The organism is Bradyrhizobium sp. USDA 4452, assembly GCF_054063575.1.
Window position 1 is genome coordinate 4,212,682 of the sequence record NZ_JBSSGK010000001.1, and the last position, 18,270, is coordinate 4,230,951.

Consider the following 18,270-nt stretch of genomic DNA (forward strand, 5'->3'; position numbering starts at 1 on the left):
CTCCGTCGCCATTCCGGGGCTCGCCGAAGGCGAGAACCCGGAATCCATCGGGCCGCACGACAAGTGGACGAATGGATTCCGCGCTCGCGCCAAAAGGCGCGCCCCGGAACGACGAAAGAGTGGCACGCCGCCCCGGGAAAGCGCGCGCCTTGCCTCAGCGAACGCCGGCGGACGCTGCAACTAGGCGCGTGCCGTCGTGACCGGTTACGGCCAGCCGCCGCACCGTGCCGGACATATGGCCATCGATCGCAACCGGCAGGAAGTGTTCGGTGCGGCCCTGCGTGCGACTTTCGATCAGCACCTCGCGCGTCGCGCCGACTTCCGCAGCCAGCCGGCGCACCAGCGCGGCTTCGCCGGCTGCGCGCAGCCGCCTGGCGCGCTCCCTGATCGTCCCGCCCTCGACCTGCGGCATCCGCGCCGCCGGCGTGCCCGGACGTCGCGAATACGGAAACACGTGCAGGAAGGTGAGATCGCATTCCGCGACCAGATCGAGCGAGCGCGCAAACATCTCCTCGGTCTCGGTCGGGAAGCCCGCGATGATGTCGGCGCCGAGCGCGATGTCCGGCCGCAGCCGGCGTACCTGCGCGCAGAAATCGATCGCGTCCCGGCGTGAATGCCGCCGCTTCATCCGCTTCAGGATCATGTCGTCGCCCGATTGCAGCGACAGATGCAGGTGCGGCATCAGCCGCGGATCGTCGGCGATCACATCGAGCAGGTCGCGATCGGCCTCGATCGAATCGATCGACGAGATGCGCAGCCGTTTCAGCTCGGGCACATGGCGGAGGATCTGCCGGGTCAACTGGCCGAGCTTCGGCGCGCCCGGCAGGTCGGCGCCATAGCTCGTCAGATCGACACCGGTCAGCACGATCTCGGCATGGCCGCGTTCGACCAGCGTCCGGACCTGATCGACCACCGCGCCCATCGGCACCGAGCGCGAATTGCCGCGGCCGTAGGGGATGATGCAGAAGGTGCAGCGATGATCGCAGCCGTTCTGCACCTGCACGAACACCCGCGGCAGGCCGCGCTCGAAGCCGTCGAGCAGATGCGGCGCCATCTCGGTCACCGCCATGATGTCGGCAACCGCGACCTTCTCGCTCGCATCGACGCCAAACGGCGCAGCGAAGGCCGCACGCGTCGCCTGCCAGGCGCGGCCGCGCATCTTCTCGTCATTGCCGACGACGCGATCGACCTCGGCCATCTCGGCAAACATCCGGCTTTGCGTCTGCGCCGCGCAGCCGGTGACGACGATGCGCGCGGCCGGGCGTTCGCGCTTCAGCTTGCGGATCGACTGCCGTGCCTGCGCCACCGCCTCATTGGTGACGGCGCAGCTGTTGATGACGATGGTGTCGGAAAGTCCCGCCTGCTCCGCCTCGCGCCTGATCACCTCGGATTCGAACGAATTGAGGCGACAGCCAAAGGTGACGACATCGACGCCCATGATCGATCTCGCACCCGATCAGGCGACGCTGGCGAACAGCGCCGGATCGAAGCGGCCCTCATATTCGAAATCGGCGGTGCCGGTCATCAGCACGTGATCGTCGCGCTCGCGCCACTCGATGCCGAGCTTGCCGCCGGGCAGCGTGATCTCGACGATCCGGTTGGCGCGCTTCAGTCGCGCCGCCGCGACCGCGGTCGCGCACGCCGCCGAGCCGCAGGCCCTGGTGAGGCCGGCGCCGCGCTCCCAGGTACGGATCGTGATGTGGTCGCGATCGACGATATGGGCGAGAGTGATGTTGGCGCGCTCCGGGAAGATCGGATGGTTTTCCAGCAGCGGTCCGAAACGTTCGAGATCGTAGGCATCGACGTCGTCGACCCAGAAGATCGCGTGCGGATTGCCCATCGAGACCACCGAGGGCGAGTGCAGCACCGGATTGTCGATCGGCCCGACCTGCAGCTCGATGTAGCGGGTGTCGCGAAATTCCTCAGCCAGCGGAATGTCCTGCCAGCCGAACTTCGGCGCGCCCATGTCGACGGTGTAGAGATCCGGCGCCGGCCCCTGCCAGCAATTGAGCAGGCCGGCGCGGGTCTGGAACGTCGCCGTGGTCTGGCCGGTCTTCTCGAAGATCCGCCGCACCACGCAGCGCATGCCGTTGCCGCAGGCCCCGGCCTCCGAGCCGTCATTGTTGTAGATCGAGATGAACGCTTCGGTGCCGTCGAGCCGCGGCGGCTGCAACACCATCAGCTGGTCGTAGGGCACGCCGCCGGCCGGCGACGCCACGGCGCGCGCCTCGTCAGCCGAAACCTGCGCCTTGGAATCGCGCAGGTCCACGACGACGATCTCGTTGCCGATGCCGTTCATCTTGGCGAATGCGTGATTGGCGAGCGCGCTCATCGATTTTCCTAAATTCTGCCCGGTTATATGGCGAGTTGTGGCCGATTGGCTAGTGCGGCGAATTTGAAGCTCCTGCGGTGGCTCCGCGGGTTCTGTAGGAGCTTCAAATTCGAAACCGCACTAGGAACAATCGTTTGCTGGTGCTCCTCTAATTCCGAAGTTCGCATAGTTTCCGCCGCACTTGCTTGCGAACTTCGGAATTGGAGCACCAGTCTGAATGGCCCTATGACACATCTGTCATGGGACGAATGCAGAACTCGCGTGTTAGGAATATCGCGCCTCAGGGACCGTGCGCGCCGGGACAGATCGAGCGGCCGTTTGAGGAAGGGGATGGAGAATACCGAATGAACCGTATCAGCACGCTCCGCGCGGCCCTGGTCGCGCTGCTCCCTTTGGCCACGATCGCCCTGGCAAGCCCGGCGCCCGCCCAGTCGCCATCAGCCTCGCCCGCTCCGGCGGCAAGCGCGAGCCCAACGCCTGCGCCTGCGCCATCGGCAACCCCGGTGCCCCCGCCGGCCGAGACCAAGTCGCCGGCTGACAGCCCCGCCGCATCGCAGTCCCCGACACCGCCCCCGGCCGCTGCGGTGCAGACCGCCGACCCGTTCGGCGAGCCGTTCACGCTGGAACCGAAGAAGGTCGTGATGCTGAAGGGCACGGCCAATTGGGATTCGGCCTTCGACGCGCTGATCGAGGCGTTCAAGCAGCTCACCGCGCTGCTCGACAAGGACGGCGTCAAGGCCGCGGGCAATCCGATGATCGTCTACACCTCGACCGACGACACCGGGTTCACCTTCATCGCCGAGATCCCGGTCGACCAGGACGTCAAGAACCTCGGCAAGAACATGAGCATGGGCAATTCGCCCGACGGCAAGGCGCTCAAATTCGTCCATCGCGGGTCCTACGACAACATGGACAACACCTATGAGGCGATCACCAATCACCTCGACGACAAGAAGCTCGAAGCCAAGGACACCTTCATCGAGGAATACATCACCGATCCGCTGAAGACCGCCGAAGACAAGCTTGTGATCAACGTCTACGTACCCCTGAAGTGAGCCAGATGACCCATCGCCTTTTCCCCGGCGTCCCGTTCGCCGCGGCCTTCCTCGCAACCACCCTGCTCGCCGCACCCGCCATGGCCGATACCGACTTCCCGCCAGCAATTTCGGTCACGGGCGAGGCCACCGTGTCGGCCGCGCCCGACGAGGCGCAGCTCGACGCCGGCGTCACCACCGACGGTAAGACCGCACGCGAGGCCACTGACGCCAACAATGTGACGATGGGCAAGGTGCTGGCGGCGCTGAAGGGCGCCGGCGTCGCGGAGAAGGACTATCAGACCTCGCGGCTGTCGCTGCAGCCGCAATTCGCCAACCGCACCCCGTCGTCGAACAACGCCCCGCCCAGCATCGTCGGCTATCACGCGAGCAATCGCGTCACGATCAAGCTGCGCGATGTGAGCAAGGTCGCTGGCGTGATCGACGTGCTGGTCGGCGCCGGCGCCAACGATATCGGCGGGCTCAATTTCTCGGTGTCGCAGGCCTCGAAGCTGCTCGACGAGGCACGCGAGCGCGCGATCGCCGACGCCCGCCGCAAGGCCGAGATCTACGCCAAGGCCGCCGGCGTCACGCTCGGCGCGCCCTTGAACATCGCGGAGGTCGGCTCGGCGCCGGTCCCGATGTTCCGCGCCAAGATGGCCACGGCGGGATTTGCGGCTCCGACGCCGGTGGCGCAGGGCGAGGAAACGCTGACCGTCAACGTAACCGTCTCCTGGGCGATCAAGGAGAAGTAGAGCCACAGGCGTAGCCCGGATGGAGCGCAGCGAAATCCGGGTCGGCTTCTCCGCGGATGGACTTCCCCGGATTTCGCTGCGCTCCATCCAGGCTACCCTTCCTTCTAAATCTCAAACACCTGCCCCGGCTTTAGCGCGACAAACTTCTCCCGCGGCACGCCCGCAGCGTCGAGCGCTTCACCCAGCGCGATCGCCGGCGCGTCGATCGCTTCGTCGGTCAACTGAAACGTGCCGTGGTGATGCGCCAGCGCTTGCGCCGCGCCGCAATCGGCCAGCGCCTTCACCGCATCTTCCGGGTTCATGTGCTGGTCGCACATGAACCAGCGCGGTTCGTAGGCGCCGATCGGCAGGATCGCGAGCCGGAGCGCGCCGTGCGCCTCGGCCACCCGGCGAAAATGCCGGCCGTCGCCATAGCCGGAATCGCAGACGATGTAGAGCTTGCCCGCCGGCGTCTCCAGCACGAAGCTCGCCCACAGCGCCTTGTTGCGGTCGAACAGGCCGCGCGCCGACCAGTGCCGCGTCGGCACCAGCGTCACGGCAACGCCGCCGCCGAGTTCGACGCGCTGGTGCCAGTCGAACGCCTCGGCCTTGATCGCGGCATCGGAGGCGCGCATCGTGACATCGTTGCCGAGCGGCGTCACGACGCGAGGGCTGAACGCCGCCTCAAGCTTCGACAGCGTCGCGACATCGAGATGATCGTAATGGCCGTGCGACACCAGCACGACGTCGACCTTGGGCAGCTTCTCGAATGCTATGCCGGGGTCATTGTGCCGCTTGGGACCTGCGAAGCCGAACGGGGAGGCCCGCATCGACCACACCGGATCGACCAGGAGGTTGAGACCTGCGGTTTGGATCAGCCAACTGGCGTGGCCGACAAAGCAGAGCCGCACTCTGTCGCCATCGACCCGCGGCGGCGGCGTATCGGCATAGGGGCTCGGCGCCCAATCCGGCCAGACCGCGCGCTGCCTTGCGCCGCCGAACTGCCACCGCAGCACCTCTCGAAGCGATTTCGGCGGCGCGCCATCCGGATCGAAGAAGTGCAGGCCGTCGAAATGATCGGAGACGGGGCCGTCATAAGTTTTCATCAGGGACATCCAGATCGAGGGCACGCCGAGTGCTGCGACGGCTCCGGTCAAGCTGGCGAGAACGCGGCGGCGGGTGATGGGCAAGCGGGTTCCCAAACAGGAGGCTGGCTCCGGTTATATGGGGGACGACGCAGAATTCGGAACCAGGGCGGTAAATCGCTGTAATTTCAATGGCTTAAGGTCAAGGCGAGCCGACTTGCCGCGAAACTTTCCTTGACTTTGCCGCTGCGGCAGCGTTTAACGCCGCGACTTTCTCGGAAAGATCCTTCTTTTCGACCCGCCGACTGGTCCTGGAGGCCAGAGGCCAACGCCCGACAGCGCGATGCGCCCTCGGGCGCGAAAGTGTTTGGACCATCGTCTTGGCGCGCCATCTTGGCACGGTGCCAAGGCAAACTATCTGGTCATCACCCGCGAAAGCGGGTGATCCAGTATTCCAGAGGCAGCTCGGCTTGAACCGAGGAGTCGCGGCGCACTGGATACCCCCGCTTTCGCGGGGCATGACGGCAAGTGAATGCAGCGAGCGCTCACGAGCGCAACGAAGGACAACGGCATTGTTCGACAATCTGTCGGAGCGGCTTGGTGGCATTCTCGATCGTCTGACGGGGCGCGGCGCGCTGACCGAAAAGGACGTCGATGCCGCGATGCGCGAGGTGCGCCGCGCGCTGCTCGAAGCCGACGTCGCGCTCGAGGTGGTCCGCAGCTTCATCGACCGGGTCCGCGAGCAGGCGATCGGCGCCACCGTCGTCAAGTCGGTGACCCCGGGCCAGATGGTCGTGAAGATCGTCCACGACGAGCTGGTCGCCACGCTCGGTTCCGACGGCCAGACCATCGACATCAATTCCGTGCCGCCGGTCCCGATCATGATGGTCGGCCTGCAAGGCTCCGGCAAGACCACCACCACCGCCAAGCTCGCGCGCCGCATGGTCCAGCGCGACAAGCGCAAGGTGCTGATGGCCTCGCTCGACGTCTACCGCCCGGCGGCCATGGAGCAGCTCGCGGTGCTCGGCCGCGACCTCGATATTCCGACGCTGCCGATCGTCGCCGGCCAGATGCCGCCGCAGATCGCGAGGCGCGCGCTGGAGGCCGGCAAGCTCGGCGGCTACGACGTCGTGCTGCTCGACACCGCCGGCCGCACCACGCTCGACGAAGACATGATGAAGGAGGCGGCCGAGATCAAAGCCGCCGCCAACCCGCATGAGGTGCTGCTGGTCGCGGATAGCCTCACCGGCCAGGACGCGGTCAATCTGGCGCGCTCGTTCGATGAGCGCGTCGGCCTCACCGGCATCGTGCTGACGCGCGTCGACGGCGATGGCCGCGGCGGCGCCGCGCTGTCGATGCGCGCGGTCACCGGCAAGCCGATCAAGCTGATCGGCACCGGTGAAAAGACCGATGCGCTGGAAGACTTCCATCCGAACCGCATCGCCGGCCGCATCCTCGGCATGGGCGACGTCGTCTCGCTGGTCGAGAAGGCCGCGGCCAATATCGACGCCGAGAAGGCCGCGCGCACCGCCGAGCGGATGCGCAAGGGTCAGTTCGACCTCAACGACATGCGCGAACAGCTGCAGCAGATGGCGAACATGGGCGGCATCGGCGGCCTGATGGGCATGATGCCCGGCATCTCCAAGATGAAGAACCAGATCGCCGCCGCAGGGATCGACGACAAGATCATCAAGCGCCAGGTCGCGATCATCGATTCGATGACGCGGCAGGAGCGGAAGAATCCGGACCTCCTGAAGGCGAGCCGCAAGAAGCGGATCGCGGCCGGCGCCGGCCAGAGCGTCGAGCACGTCAACAAGCTGCTGAAGATGCACCGGAACATGGCCGACATGATGAAGGCCATGGGAAGCGGCAAGCGCGGCCCGCTCGCCGGCATCGCGCAGGCGATGGGTTTCGGCGGCGGCATGAAGCCGCCCTCGCCCGAGGAGATGAAGGCGCTCGCCGAGAAGATGCAGGGCGGCGCCGGCGGCGGTCTGCCGAGCCTGCCGAAGGATTTGCCGGCCGGGCTGCGCGGCGGCCTGCCGAACGTGCCGGGCCTGACCGGCCTTTCCGGCAAGCCGATGCTGCCGGGGCTCGGCGGCTTCCCGGGCAAGAAGAAATGAGGAATTCGTCGCGACGGCTCGCACGCAGCCGGCGCGACGCGGAATGCCAATCAATCGAACACATCGACCTTTGAAGGAGAACTAAATGTCCGTTGTTATCCGCCTCGCTCGCGCAGGCACCAAGAAGCGCCCGGTCTATCACGTCGTCGTCGCCGACTCGCGCTTCCCGCGCGATGGCCGCTTCATCGAGCGTCTCGGCCACTTCAACCCGCTGCTGCCGAAGGACAACGAGGCCCGCCTCAAGCTCGACATGGACAAGGTGAAGGCCTGGCTCGCCAAGGGCGCGCAGCCGTCGGATCGCGTGACCCGCTTCCTCGACGCCGCCGGCGTCGTCAAGCGCGCCGCGCGCAACAACCCGGAAAAGGCCGTGCCGCGCAAGGAGCGCAAGGCGCAGGCCGAAGCCGCCGCCAAGGCCTAAGCGGAACGGCGACCACGGTGACTGCACCGGTCTGTGTCGCCCGTATCGGCGCTGCGCATGGTGTGCGCGGCGCCGTCCGGCTGTGGACCTTCACCGAAGACCCGCTGGCCGTGAAGGACTATGGCCCGCTGATGACCAAGGACGGCACGCGCCAGTTCGAGGTCACGCATGCGCGCGAGGCCAAGGACCATCTGGTGGTGACGCTGAAGGGCGTCGCCAGCCGCGATGATGCCGAACGGCTCAACGGCCTCGAGCTCTATGTTCCGCGCGACCGGCTGCCGGAAACCGACGACGGCGAATACTACCACACCGACCTGATCGGGCTCGCCGCGGTGACGACCACAGAGCAGCCGCTCGGCAAGGTGATCGCGATCCACAATTTCGGCGCCGGCGACATCATCGAGATCGCACCAAAGCAAGGCGCGACGATGTTGCTGCCCTTCACCAACGCCGTGGTGCCGACCGTCGATCTCGACGCCGGCCGCGTCGTGATCGACCTGCCGCAGGAAATCGACGGCGACGATCCGTCGGCAGCCTGATCAACATTTTTCGTCAGCCAGTCATGCGGCCCTGCTGCTCGAGCCAGTCGCAGAACACCGCGCTATGCGGATCGTTGCTGCGGCCCGCCGGAAAATACGCGAAGTAGCTTCGCGCCGGCAGGCTAACGGCCGGAAACGGCGTCACCAGCCGCCCGGCCGCGAGGTCGTCCGCAATCAGCGCGGTTGGACCCATCGCAACGCCGAGGCCATCGAGCGCGGCCTGGATCGTTAGATAGAAATGATCGAACGTCAGCGAAGCTGCCGGCTCCAGCGCGGAGTGCCCGGCCTCGGTCAACCAGTCGCGCCACAGCCGCGGCATCGACGTGACATGCAGCAGCGTATGCCTGGAGAGATCCGCGATCTCATGCAGCGGCAATTGCGCCGATAGCGAGGGACTGCACACCGGCAATCTCCGCTCCGACACCAGGAAGCGCGACGAGAAGCCATGAAATGTATCCGGACCGCCCCGGATCAGGACGTCGAATGTGTCAGGCAGCGCGTCCACCGGATCGTTCGACGTGCTCAAGCGCACCTCGATATCAGGATGCTCGGCGCGAAACCGGCTCATCCGCGGCAACAGCCAGCGCAGGCTGAAGGTCGCGAGCGCATTGACGCGCAGCACCGCCACCACTGCATCGCCGCGCCGCTCGCGATGCTGCTGCACGGCGGCGGAGATCCGGTCGAGTGCCGGAGCGAACTCCGCCAACAACGCCGCACCCGCCGGTGTCAGCACCACGCGCCGCACCGATCGCCGGAACAGCGCCGGCGCGCCGAGCCACTCCTCGAGCAGCCGGATCTGCTGGCTGACCGCGCCATGGGTGACGCTGAGCTCGGCGGCCGCCTCCTTGAAGCTGCCGAGCCGCGCGGCGGCCTCGAAGGCGCGAACCGCATTGAGCGGCGGCAGGCTGCGGCGTGGGACGAACATGACGTCTTAATACCAGATTTTCTAACGTATGATCCGATTATTACTGATTTGTGACAGCGACCGTTCGGGCGCATATTGCGCAGCAAGCCACTCACAAATCATCGATTTTCGAAGGCATTCTCCAATGTACAGCCGCTCTATCTTTAGTTTTTCTTGCTTTCGGCGCCAACGATGAGCGCATCCGCGGAAGCCGGCGCATCCCGTTCCGACCATGTCCATGCGCCCCGAACACTGACGGTGACCGGGCTCAACCACGCCCTCCATGACGGCTACACCGACCTGATCTACGTGCTGCTGCCGGTCTGGCAGGCGGAGTTCGCGCTGAGCTACGGCTTGCTGGCGCTGCTGCGCGGGCTCTATGCCGGCGCCATGGCCGGGATGCAGATCCCGGTCGGGCGTATCGCGGAGCGGATCGACGGCAAGATCATCCTGATCGCAGGCACGGTGCTGTCGGCGCTCGGCTATGTGTTGGCCGGATTGTCCGGGGGCGTCATCGGGCTTGGCCTGGCGCTCGCGCTCTCCGGCGCGGGTTCGAGCACGCAGCATCCGATCGCATCCGCGGCGGTGTCGCGCGCCTACGGCGCGGCGGCGCGCGGCCCGCTCGGCATCTACAATTTCAGTGGCGACCTCGGCAAGGCGGCGATCCCGGCCCTGACCTCGATCCTGCTCGTGATCATGTCGTGGCGGCACACGCTGCTCGTGCTCGCGCTTGCAGGCCTGCTGGTCGCGATCTGCATCGCACTCTGGATGCCGTCGGTCGGCAAGGGCGCAGAGCGCAAGACGGTCGCCGCATCACGCCACGAAGCTACCGGCGGCGGCTTCTACTGGTTGCTCGCGATCGGAATCCTCGACACCGCGGTCAGGATGGGTTTTCTCACCTTCCTGCCGTTCCTGTTGCGCGACAAGGGGGCCTCGCTGCCGACCAACGGCCTCGCGCTGGCGCTGGTGTTCATCGGCGGCGCCGCGGGGAAATTCACCTGCGGCTGGCTCGGCGCGCGCATCGGCACGCTGCGCACCGTGCTCATCACCGAAGGCGGCACGGCGGCGCTGATCCTTGCGGTGCTGGTATTGCCGCTGGCGCCGGCCATCGTGCTGCTGCCGCTGCTCGGCGTGATGCTCAACGGCACCTCCTCGGTGCTCTATGGCACGGTGCCCGAGCTCACGCCGCCGCATCAGACCGAGCGCGCCTTCGCGCTGTTCTATACGGGGACGATCGGATCGGGCGCGATCGCGCCTGTCATCTACGGCCTGCTTGGCGACGCGCTCGGCCCGACGCTCGCAACCACCGCGACCGCGCTCACGGCGCTGGCGATCTGTCCGCTGGCCGTCGCGCTTGCGCGGCATCTCGCCGACGACCCGACGGCGGCGTGACGCAAAATGCGGTTTGGCTGGTAGCCCGGATGAAGCGCAGCGCAATCCGGGGCCGCTCTCGCCGCGGATGGTCCGCTCCCGGATTGCGCTGCGCTCCATCCGGGCTACTTATAGCGTTGGTGTCACGGAGCATCCCAATGACAAGCACGCACAAGGCCTGGCGGCTGCACGCCCACAATGATCTTCGCTTCGAGGATGTCGCAACGCCGAGGCCCGCGCCCGATGGCGTCGTAGTCCGGATCGAAGCCGGCATGGTGCTGTCCTATACCAACAAGCTCTTGTCGGGCGCGCTGCCCTACAGCCTGCCGCCGATGCCGTTCGTGCCGGGGACCAACGCGATCGCGCGGATCGTCGCCACCGGCGACAACGTCACGCATGTGCGGAGCGGCGACCGCGTGTTCCTGAGCCCGCATCTGCGCGGCGACGTGCCGGATCGCGATCCGCCGCAGATCCTGATCGGCCTCACTGCCACGGTGACGACGCCGGAGGCGTTCGCGCTGCAGGCGCGCTGGCGCGACGGGGTGTTTGCGGAGATCGCGCATTGGCCTGCCGCCAGCGTCACGCCGCTTGCCAATCTCGACGACAGACCGGCGACCGAGTTGATCGGCCTGGCAAAACTGATTGTGCCGTTCGGCGGCTTGCAGCGCACCGGCCTGCGCGGCGGGCAGACCATCATCGTCAACGGCGCGACCGGCTATTTCGGCTCGGGCGGCGTGATGCTCGCGGTCGCGATGGGCGCGGGTCGTGTCGTCGCGGTCGGACGCAAACAGGCCGCGCTCGAGCAGTTGCGCGATGCGTTCGGCCCGCGCGTCATTCCAGTCGTCGTCACCGGCGATGCCGCCGCCGACCTTGCGATCATCCGCCGCGCCGCCGGCGGCAACGCCGATGTCGCGCTCGACCTGCTCGGCGCCGCCAAGAGCACCTCGACCACGCTGTCGTCCCTGCGCGCGCTCAGGCGCGGCGGCCGGATGGTGCTGATGGGCAGCGCCGAGGTGCCGCTCGAGCTCTCGTTCCGCGAGATGCTGGCCAATGACTGGGAAGTGGTCGGGCAGTTCATGTACGATCGGACGGCGCCGGGCCAGCTCGCCGGCCTCGCCGCCGAGGGCCTGCTCGATCTAAGCAAGATCAATGTCGCGACATTCAAGCTCGCCGACTTCCGCCGCGCGGTCGACGCCGCCGCAATGATGCAGAGCCTCGACCTCACGGCCGTGGTGCCGTAACCAGAGGCCATGACCTCGCAAGAGACCCCGTCCCAGGCGACGCCGTGGCGCGCCACCGTGCTGACCCTGTTCCCGGACATGTTTCCGGGACCGCTCGGCGTCAGCCTGGCCGGCAAGGCGCTGGCCAGCGGACTCTGGGCGCTGGAGGCGCGCGATATAAGGGCGTCGGCGACCGATAGGCACCGCAGCGTCGACGATACGCCGGCCGGCGGCGGTCCGGGCATGGTGCTGCGCGCCGACGTACTCGCGGCGGCAATCGATGCCGCTGATACCGCGCCTGGCCGCCCGCGGCTCTTGATGAGCCCACGGGGTCGGCCTCTGACCCAGGCCCAAGTGGTGGAACTGGCGGCCGGGCCCGGCCCCCTGATCGTCTGCGGCCGCTTCGAGGGCATCGACCAGCGGGTGATCGAGGCGCGGGGGCTCGAGGAGGTCTCGATCGGCGATTATGTGCTGTCCGGCGGCGAGATCGCCGCGATGGCCCTGATCGACGCCTGCGTCCGCCTGTTGCCGGGGGTGATGGGCAAGCAGGCCTCGGGAACCGAGGAAAGCTTCTCTGAGGGACTACTGGAATACCCTCAATACACCCGTCCGCAGGAGTTCGAAGGCCGCCAGATCCCTGAAATCCTGATTTCCGGTGATCACGCGAAGGTCGCGGCTTGGCGGCTGGCCCAATCCGAGGCCCTGACGGCAGCCCGGCGGCCCGATCTGTGGGCCCGGAAGGCCGGCCAAAAAACCGCTCCGCGCGGGACAAAAAACACGACAGACGGGTGACAAACCCTGCGCTTTGCCTTATACGGGCGGCCAAATCCGCACCCCGCGCAGGATAGATGGACGTTTGCGCAGCCCGCGAAGGCTGGGCGCGCCGCCGATGGAGATTTCAATGAACCTTATTCAGCAGCTCGAAAAAGAGCAGTTCGACAAGCTCGCCGCCACCAAGGCCATCCCGGAATTCGGCCCCGGCGACACCGTCATCGTCAACGTGAAGGTGGTCGAAGGCGAGCGTACCCGCGTGCAGGCCTATGAAGGCGTTTGCATCGGTCGCTCCGGCCACGGCCTCAACGAGAGCTTCACCGTGCGCAAGATTTCGTACGGCGAAGGCGTCGAGCGCGTCTTCCCGGTGATGTCGCCGATGATCGACTCGATCAAGGTCGTGCGTCGCGGCAAGGTGCGTCGCGCCAAGCTGTATTACCTGCGCAACCTGCGCGGCAAGTCGGCCCGCATCGTCGAGAAGCAGGACCGCCAGACCGCCGTCGGCGAGTAACTCTTCCCTTCAGGGAATGTGGTCAAAAGCGCGGGGCCTGCCCCGCGCTTTTTCGTTGCGGCATACCTATCTGATGGACAGGCCCGCGTATCGATCGATTGTCGCGGGCGTAAGCCCTGTGTTAGAAATTTAGAATGGTTCCGGATCAAGCAAGCCAGCGCTACCCAAGTCAGAGCTGCCAGCGCGTCGTGATCGACGATCGCTCGCGGCTGCCCGGCCGCTTCTTCGGGCGCTTTGCCACGTCGGCGACATCAGAGCTTAGACCCGCAGCGTAACGCTGCCTGGACGCTCTCGCCTGCCGGCGCGGCCTGCCCGCGCTCGCCGCCATTCACCACCGAATTTCTTCTGGAGCTGAAGCTCATGTCCAAACCGACCACGCTGTACGACAAGATCTGGAACGACCACCTGGTCCACGAGGCCGAAGACGGCACCAGCCTGATCTATATCGATCGCCACCTGGTGCACGAGGTGACCTCGCCGCAGGCGTTCGAAGGCCTGCGCGCGACCGGCCGCAAGGTGCACGCGCCCGAGAAGACCCTCGCCGTCGTCGACCACAACGTGCCGACCACCGATCGCACCAAGCCCAACCCCGACCCCGAGAGCATCGAGCAGATCAAGGCGCTCGCCGAGAACGCCAAGGAGTTCGGCATCGAGTATTACAACGAGTTCGACAAGCGCCAGGGCATCGTCCACGTCATCGGTCCGGAGCAGGGCTTTACGCTGCCCGGCACCACCATCGTCTGCGGTGACAGCCACACCTCGACCCACGGCGCGTTCGGCGCACTCGCGCACGGCATCGGCACGTCGGAAGTCGAGCACGTGCTGGCGACGCAGACGCTGATCCAGAAGAAGGCCAAGAACATGCGCGCGATCGTCGACGGCAAATTGCCCGACGGCGTGACCGGCAAGGACATCATCCTGGCGATCATCGGCGAGATCGGCACCGCCGGCGGCACCGGCTATGTGCTGGAATATGCCGGCGAGGCGATCCGTGCGCTCTCGATGGAAGGCCGCATGACGGTCTGCAACATGTCGATCGAAGGCGGCGCCCGCGCCGGCCTGGTTGCGCCCGACCAGAAGGCGTTCGACTTCCTGCGCGACCGCCCGAAGGCGCCGAAGGGCGCGGCCTGGGATGCCGCGATGCGCTATTGGGAGACGCTGCGCTCCGACGAGGACGCGCATTTCGATCACGAGCTGCGGCTGGACGCTGCCAAGCTGCCGCCGATCGTCACCTGGGGCACCAGCCCGGAGGACGTGATCTCGGTGACCGGCTTCGTGCCCGATCCCGACAAGATCGCGGACGAGGCCAAGCGGCTCTCCAAGCACCGCGCGCTGAAATATATGGGCTTGAGCGCCGGCACCAAGATCACCGACATCAAGCTCGACCGCGTCTTCATCGGCTCCTGCACCAACGGCCGCATCGAGGACCTGCGGGCCGCGGCGAAGATCGCCGAGGGCAAGACCGTCAACGCCAACGTCAACGCGATGATCGTGCCGGGCTCGGGCATCGTGAAGGAGCAGGCGGAAGCCGAAGGCCTCGACAAGATCTTCATCGCGGCAGGCTTCGAATGGCGCGAGCCGGGTTGCTCGATGTGCTTGGCGATGAACCCGGACAAGCTGAAGCCGGAAGAGCGCTGTGCCTCGACCTCGAACCGCAACTTCGAGGGCCGCCAGGGCTTCAAGGGCCGCACCCATCTTGTGTCACCCGCGATGGCTGCGGCCGCCGCGATCGCCGGCCACTTCGTCGACGTCCGCGACTGGCGATAAGGCAAGCGCGGGAGCTTCGGTTCTGACCAGATCAGAACCGAAACCCGATTCTCTTTTTTGACGCGTTTTCTTCACGCGAACCGGACTCCACTTCGCTCGAAAACGCTATGGCTTGTCTCAAGCTCGAGCCGTTGTGGAAACGGCTCGTTAACGTGACGTACGCACACTGCCTCCTTGCGAAACCAAGTCTTCGCAAGGAGTGCGTGCCGTGGCGGACAAACCCGAATTCGTCGACATGATCAGTGAGGCGACGCGGCAGAAGCGCCGTCGCGCCGCACCACGTATCATCGATCCGCTGCCCGAGGTGAAGGAAACCTCACGCCTCAGCCACTGGCCGCCGGAGCGCTGGACGCAATGGCGGATGGAAAACCTGACGCCGTGGAAGATAAAGTCCTGGAAGCTGAAGGACTGGGACTAGACTGAAAAACGGGCGCCGTGAGGCGCCCGCTGTCATTTCAGCCCTCACCAATAAACCCGACACGGCTGCCAGTGGTGACGATGGAAGCCGCCGGCGCGATAGCCGACGTGGAATGTCGGCGACGATCGCAACGCCGCCAGTTGCATCACCAGAACGGGCCGAACCCGAAGCCAAAGGTGAACGGCGCCGGCACGGCGTATGGATACGGCCGATAGTAATAAGGCCGCCCGTAATAATAGGAGCCGTAGGGCCGGTAATAGGAATAGGGCTGGTAGTACGGCCGGTGATAGGGCCGGTAGCCGCGGTGATAATGGTGACGATGGTAGTGGCGATGATGGCGCTGCGCGCTGAAGTCGGTCGCCTTGCCCGCCGCTTGCTGTTGTGCCGCGACCTGCGGCTTGGCTGACGCCACGGCACTTGCCGATGCCGGCGCCGTCAGCGCCAATGCACAAGCGACCGCGGCAACACCGATCCATCTCATCATGATCAACTCCTGTAGATTGCGATTGATGTCATCTCGGGCGCGCGAATCTGCCGGTTTGATGGCTGGAACGACAACAGGCCCGCTGCTCACGGGCCTGTGTCTCAACTGCGCTGATACGCCGCGCGATCAGCGGCGCCAGTGGCCTCGATGGCCCCAGCCACGATGGTGTCCACGATCCCAACCATGGTGATGTCCGCGACCCCAGCCACGGTGATGTCCATGGCCCCAGCGTACCTGGGTGGTCGTCTGGTTCGCGTTGTCCTGAACCGCTGCGGCAGTGCCCGGCGTCGCAAGCGACATCGCGCTCGCGCGCTCGGCCGGCGCCGCCACAACCAGCACGGCGCCGACGGCCGCGAGCCCCAGAACTTTCATCACCTTCATGAGTTTTCTCCTTGATCCCCTGATGTCACGCCTTGCAACGACGACTCGAGCTTCTTGCCTTGACGCGCTTTGTTCATGCGAACCGGAATCCGCTTCGCTCGAAAACGCCATGACATGCGAATCGACCCCCGTTGCCGCGACGCAGATCGCAAGCCAAATGCGGGCGACGTGAATGGGATGTGAATGACTGCGCCACTTGGGTGAATGCCGCTGGCGCGCGCAGGTTCCGGCACAGCCGCTGGAATTTTCATGTCCGTGCGTAAAACCGGAATAGACGATGGTCGTATGTTGTAAGGAGCCTCGCACAGGAGATCGCCAATGACACAACATGGCTCGCGCAAATGGTCCACGCTCGCCGCGGCAGTGCTCGCTGGTTCCATGATTTCAATTGATGTCGCGCTGTCCTCGCAAGGACCGGGCGGCGGCAGGGGAACGGCGAGCCATCTCACGCAAATGCTGATGGCGCTCGCGGTCTATGGAACGACAGGAGCGGTCGTCGCGGCTGGACTGATCGGCGCTGTGCGCCAGCGTCACCTCTAGCTGCCGCGCTGCTCGAAGACGAGCTAGCCCGGGCGCCAGAAGCAGTTCATGCGCGGCGTGATCACGGTGCCGCTCGGCCGGTGCTCCTGAACATAGGTCGCGGTGCAATCGCGCACGGCGTTCGGACCGGGATTGTAGCGCGGGATGACATCCGGTTCCCAATGATCGGGGCGCGACCGGTAAATCGGCACGCGCCTCAGCCGGCGGTGCTCGACGACACGCTCGCGCACGACCGGCGCCGGCTCACCGATGCGCGCTTCGGCCGCCGCGCTCTGTGCCCGCGCCTCTCCCGCCGGGAGCGAGAGCCCGACTGCCACCGCCAACAGCGTTGCCGTCACGATCCGTTTCATCACGCCACCCAAGCCCCATTCTTGAGCCCCAATCTTGGGCCGCACGGTCTCCCATTGCACCGCCAAGGTCAACTGCGCTGGCGCCGGCTGAGGCACTCGCGCTAAAGGAGTGTCATGTGGACCACAGAAAAAGCCCCCTCGCTCGCCGAGATGGAGGCCGTGGCGCACGAGATCTTCGAGCGCCTGCCTCCAACGTTCCGGGCCCTCTGCGAGGGCCTGATCATCCGTGTCGACGACTTCCCGACCGACGAGGTGCTCGACGAGATGCAGGCCGAGAGCGAGTTCGACCTGCTCGGCCTGTTTCACGGCATCGGCCTGCCGCAGCAGAGCCATGGCGACGTGGCCCGTCTCCCCAATCTGATCTGGCTCTACCGGAGGCCCATCCTGGACTACTGGGCGGAGCACGACGAGACCCTCGGCAAAATCGTCCGCCACGTGTTGATCCATGAAATCGGGCACCATTTCGGCCTCTCCGACGCCGATATGGAGGCGATTGAGGCCGATGCGGGCTAGCTGTGCAGAAATGGCCCTTTTACCGGTGTCACATTCGAGATAGATATCCAGCCCCTACCCCCACTTTTTGGCCCGGGAAGAGCACCGATGGACAAGTTCACCACGCTGGAAGGCGTCGCGGCACCGCTGAAGATCATCAATGTCGACACCGACATGATCATTCCGAAGCAGTACCTCAAGACCATCAAGCGCACCGGCCTTGGCAAGGGGCTCTTCTCCGAGCAGCGCTACAAGGATGACGGCAGCGAGAACCCCGATTTCGTTCTCAACCAGTCTGCCTATCGCAATGCGAAGGTGCTGGTCGCCGGCGACAATTTCGGCTGCGGCTCCAGCCGCGAGCACGCGCCCTGGGCGCTGCTCGACTTCGGCATCCGCTGCGTGATCTCGACCTCGTTCGGCGACATCTTCTACAACAACTGCTTCAAGAACGGCATCCTGCCGATCCGCGTGTCGCAGGAAGACCTCGACAAGCTGTTCGACGATGCCGAGCGCGGCGCTAATGCGACCCTGACCATCGATCTCCCCAACCAGGAGATCCGCGGTCCCGACGGCGGCACGGTGAAGTTCGAGATCGACCCGTTCCGCAAGCACTGCCTGATCAACGGCCTCGACGATATCGGCCTGACGATGGAGAAGAAGTCGTCGATCGACAGCTATGAAGCCAGGCTCAAGGAACGCGCCTGGGCCTGAGGCGCATCCGTTCGTCGCGCCCCGGTGCCTTCAGGCGCCGGGGCTTTTCTTTGCGAGATTGTCTCCTCACGAACCTGCTGATGGCTGA

Annotated in this window: 21 protein-coding genes; 14 read left to right on the forward strand and 7 right to left on the reverse strand. The window is 65.8% G+C overall.

Annotated features, from left to right (window positions below):
• Positions 1–154 precede the first annotated feature (154 nt).
• A complete protein-coding gene (gene mtaB, locus ACVISU_RS20175; protein ID WP_456708075.1) occupies positions 155–1,438 on the reverse strand; it encodes a tRNA (N(6)-L-threonylcarbamoyladenosine(37)-C(2))-methylthiotransferase MtaB in 1,284 nt (427 codons plus the stop codon).
• Positions 1,439–1,456: 18 nt separating this feature from the next.
• Positions 1,457–2,332 carry a diaminopimelate epimerase gene (gene dapF, locus ACVISU_RS20180; protein WP_050405624.1) on the reverse strand — a complete coding sequence of 292 codons (876 nt, stop codon included), beginning with the start codon at positions 2,330–2,332 and terminating at the stop codon, positions 1,457–1,459.
• A gap of 344 nt (positions 2,333–2,676) precedes the next feature.
• Between dapF and ACVISU_RS20185 the strand changes: the two genes are divergently transcribed.
• Both ACVISU_RS20185 and ACVISU_RS20190 read left to right on the forward strand, forming a co-directional pair.
• A complete protein-coding gene (locus ACVISU_RS20185) occupies positions 2,677–3,387 on the forward strand; it encodes a GyrI-like domain-containing protein (protein ID WP_456708076.1) in 711 nt (236 codons plus the stop codon).
• A 5-nt stretch (positions 3,388–3,392) separates the two neighbouring features.
• On the forward strand, positions 3,393–4,121 hold the full coding sequence (locus tag ACVISU_RS20190) for an SIMPL domain-containing protein (protein ID WP_456708077.1): 729 nt from the start codon (positions 3,393–3,395) through the stop codon (positions 4,119–4,121).
• Positions 4,122–4,225: 104 nt separating this feature from the next.
• On the opposite strand, the gene ACVISU_RS20195 is transcribed toward ACVISU_RS20190, so the two are convergent.
• Positions 4,226–5,290 carry an MBL fold metallo-hydrolase gene (locus ACVISU_RS20195; protein ID WP_456708078.1) on the reverse strand — a complete coding sequence of 355 codons (1,065 nt, stop codon included), beginning with the start codon at positions 5,288–5,290 and terminating at the stop codon, positions 4,226–4,228.
• Positions 5,291–5,757: 467 nt separating this feature from the next.
• On the opposite strand from ACVISU_RS20195, the gene ffh reads away from it, so the two are divergent.
• The 3 genes from ffh to rimM all read left to right on the forward strand — a co-directional run bounded on the left by ffh (position 5,758) and on the right by rimM (position 8,262).
• A complete protein-coding gene (ffh, locus tag ACVISU_RS20200) occupies positions 5,758–7,305 on the forward strand; it encodes a signal recognition particle protein (RefSeq protein WP_063695656.1) in 1,548 nt (515 codons plus the stop codon).
• A gap of 85 nt (positions 7,306–7,390) precedes the next feature.
• Entirely contained in the window at positions 7,391–7,723 is a 333-nt protein-coding gene (gene rpsP, locus ACVISU_RS20205; RefSeq protein ID WP_050402543.1) for a 30S ribosomal protein S16, read from the forward strand.
• A 17-nt stretch (positions 7,724–7,740) separates the two neighbouring features.
• Positions 7,741–8,262, forward strand: coding sequence for a ribosome maturation factor RimM (gene rimM / locus ACVISU_RS20210; RefSeq protein ID WP_050402542.1), 522 nt, complete (start codon positions 7,741–7,743; stop codon positions 8,260–8,262).
• A 13-nt stretch (positions 8,263–8,275) separates the two neighbouring features.
• Here rimM and gcvA read toward each other — a convergent pair whose 3' ends face one another.
• Positions 8,276–9,187, reverse strand: a complete 912-nt coding sequence (gcvA, locus tag ACVISU_RS20215) for a transcriptional regulator GcvA (protein ID WP_456708079.1) — start codon at positions 9,185–9,187, stop codon at positions 8,276–8,278.
• Positions 9,188–9,358: 171 nt separating this feature from the next.
• Here gcvA and ACVISU_RS20220 point away from each other — a divergent pair, with 171 nt between their 5' ends.
• The 6 genes from ACVISU_RS20220 (at position 9,359) to ACVISU_RS20245 (ending at position 15,224) form a co-directional block, all read left to right on the forward strand.
• A complete protein-coding gene (locus ACVISU_RS20220; protein WP_456708080.1) occupies positions 9,359–10,558 on the forward strand; it encodes an MFS transporter in 1,200 nt (399 codons plus the stop codon).
• Positions 10,559–10,695: 137 nt separating this feature from the next.
• Positions 10,696–11,778, forward strand: coding sequence for a zinc-binding dehydrogenase (locus ACVISU_RS20225; RefSeq protein ID WP_456708081.1), 1,083 nt, complete (start codon positions 10,696–10,698; stop codon positions 11,776–11,778).
• A gap of 9 nt (positions 11,779–11,787) precedes the next feature.
• Positions 11,788–12,549, forward strand: coding sequence for a tRNA (guanosine(37)-N1)-methyltransferase TrmD (gene trmD, locus ACVISU_RS20230; RefSeq protein WP_456708082.1), 762 nt, complete (start codon positions 11,788–11,790; stop codon positions 12,547–12,549).
• Between the two features lie 109 nt (positions 12,550–12,658).
• Positions 12,659–13,039: a 50S ribosomal protein L19 gene (gene rplS, locus ACVISU_RS20235; protein WP_456708083.1), complete on the forward strand. Its 381-nt coding sequence runs from the start codon at positions 12,659–12,661 to the stop codon at positions 13,037–13,039.
• A 360-nt stretch (positions 13,040–13,399) separates the two neighbouring features.
• On the forward strand, positions 13,400–14,806 hold the full coding sequence (gene leuC, locus ACVISU_RS20240) for a 3-isopropylmalate dehydratase large subunit (protein WP_050402536.1): 1,407 nt from the start codon (positions 13,400–13,402) through the stop codon (positions 14,804–14,806).
• Positions 14,807–15,014: 208 nt separating this feature from the next.
• Entirely contained in the window at positions 15,015–15,224 is a 210-nt protein-coding gene (locus ACVISU_RS20245; RefSeq protein ID WP_050402546.1) for a hypothetical protein, read from the forward strand.
• Positions 15,225–15,369: 145 nt separating this feature from the next.
• On the opposite strand, the gene ACVISU_RS20250 is transcribed toward ACVISU_RS20245, so the two are convergent.
• Together ACVISU_RS20250 and ACVISU_RS20255 are read right to left on the reverse strand one after the other, a co-directional pair.
• A complete protein-coding gene (locus tag ACVISU_RS20250; protein ID WP_063695662.1) occupies positions 15,370–15,708 on the reverse strand; it encodes a hypothetical protein in 339 nt (112 codons plus the stop codon).
• A gap of 126 nt (positions 15,709–15,834) precedes the next feature.
• Positions 15,835–16,089: a hypothetical protein gene (locus ACVISU_RS20255; protein WP_456708084.1), complete on the reverse strand. Its 255-nt coding sequence runs from the start codon at positions 16,087–16,089 to the stop codon at positions 15,835–15,837.
• Between the two features lie 318 nt (positions 16,090–16,407).
• Here ACVISU_RS20255 and ACVISU_RS20260 point away from each other — a divergent pair, with 318 nt between their 5' ends.
• Entirely contained in the window at positions 16,408–16,629 is a 222-nt protein-coding gene (locus ACVISU_RS20260) for a hypothetical protein (RefSeq protein ID WP_050402534.1), read from the forward strand.
• 23 nt (positions 16,630–16,652) lie between these two features.
• Here the strand turns inward: ACVISU_RS20260 and ACVISU_RS20265 are convergent, their stop codons facing one another.
• Positions 16,653–16,979: a hypothetical protein gene (locus ACVISU_RS20265; RefSeq protein ID WP_050402533.1), complete on the reverse strand. Its 327-nt coding sequence runs from the start codon at positions 16,977–16,979 to the stop codon at positions 16,653–16,655.
• Between the two features lie 114 nt (positions 16,980–17,093).
• Between ACVISU_RS20265 and ACVISU_RS20270 the strand changes: the two genes are divergently transcribed.
• A complete protein-coding gene (locus tag ACVISU_RS20270) occupies positions 17,094–17,492 on the forward strand; it encodes a metallopeptidase family protein (protein WP_456708085.1) in 399 nt (132 codons plus the stop codon).
• A gap of 87 nt (positions 17,493–17,579) precedes the next feature.
• Complete coding sequence (gene leuD / locus ACVISU_RS20275) at positions 17,580–18,182, forward strand: 3-isopropylmalate dehydratase small subunit (RefSeq protein WP_050402531.1); 603 nt, start codon at positions 17,580–17,582, stop codon at positions 18,180–18,182.
• The last annotated feature ends 88 nt before the right edge of the window (positions 18,183–18,270 follow it).

Bases quoted from the DNA above. Each gene is read 5' to 3' on its own strand.
- mtaB (WP_456708075.1), bottom strand. From the start codon at position 1,438: ATGGGCGTCGATGTCGTCACCTTTGGCTGTCGCCTCAATTCGTTCGAA.
- dapF (WP_050405624.1), bottom strand. From the start codon at position 2,332: ATGAGCGCGCTCGCCAATCACGCATTCGCCAAGATGAACGGCATCGGC.
- ACVISU_RS20185 (WP_456708076.1), top strand. From the start codon at position 2,677: ATGAACCGTATCAGCACGCTCCGCGCGGCCCTGGTCGCGCTGCTCCCT.
- ACVISU_RS20190 (WP_456708077.1), top strand. From the start codon at position 3,393: ATGACCCATCGCCTTTTCCCCGGCGTCCCGTTCGCCGCGGCCTTCCTC.
- rpsP (WP_050402543.1), top strand. From the start codon at position 7,391: ATGTCCGTTGTTATCCGCCTCGCTCGCGCAGGCACCAAGAAGCGCCCG.
- gcvA (WP_456708079.1), bottom strand. From the start codon at position 9,187: ATGTTCGTCCCACGCCGCAGCCTGCCGCCGCTCAATGCGGTTCGCGCC.
- ACVISU_RS20220 (WP_456708080.1), top strand. From the start codon at position 9,359: ATGAGCGCATCCGCGGAAGCCGGCGCATCCCGTTCCGACCATGTCCAT.
- ACVISU_RS20225 (WP_456708081.1), top strand. From the start codon at position 10,696: ATGACAAGCACGCACAAGGCCTGGCGGCTGCACGCCCACAATGATCTT.
- trmD (WP_456708082.1), top strand. From the start codon at position 11,788: ATGACCTCGCAAGAGACCCCGTCCCAGGCGACGCCGTGGCGCGCCACC.
- rplS (WP_456708083.1), top strand. From the start codon at position 12,659: ATGAACCTTATTCAGCAGCTCGAAAAAGAGCAGTTCGACAAGCTCGCC.
- leuC (WP_050402536.1), top strand. From the start codon at position 13,400: ATGTCCAAACCGACCACGCTGTACGACAAGATCTGGAACGACCACCTG.
- ACVISU_RS20250 (WP_063695662.1), bottom strand. From the start codon at position 15,708: ATGATGAGATGGATCGGTGTTGCCGCGGTCGCTTGTGCATTGGCGCTG.
- ACVISU_RS20255 (WP_456708084.1), bottom strand. From the start codon at position 16,089: ATGAAGGTGATGAAAGTTCTGGGGCTCGCGGCCGTCGGCGCCGTGCTG.
- ACVISU_RS20260 (WP_050402534.1), top strand. From the start codon at position 16,408: ATGACACAACATGGCTCGCGCAAATGGTCCACGCTCGCCGCGGCAGTG.
- ACVISU_RS20265 (WP_050402533.1), bottom strand. From the start codon at position 16,979: ATGAAACGGATCGTGACGGCAACGCTGTTGGCGGTGGCAGTCGGGCTC.
- ACVISU_RS20270 (WP_456708085.1), top strand. From the start codon at position 17,094: ATGTGGACCACAGAAAAAGCCCCCTCGCTCGCCGAGATGGAGGCCGTG.
- leuD (WP_050402531.1), top strand. From the start codon at position 17,580: ATGGACAAGTTCACCACGCTGGAAGGCGTCGCGGCACCGCTGAAGATC.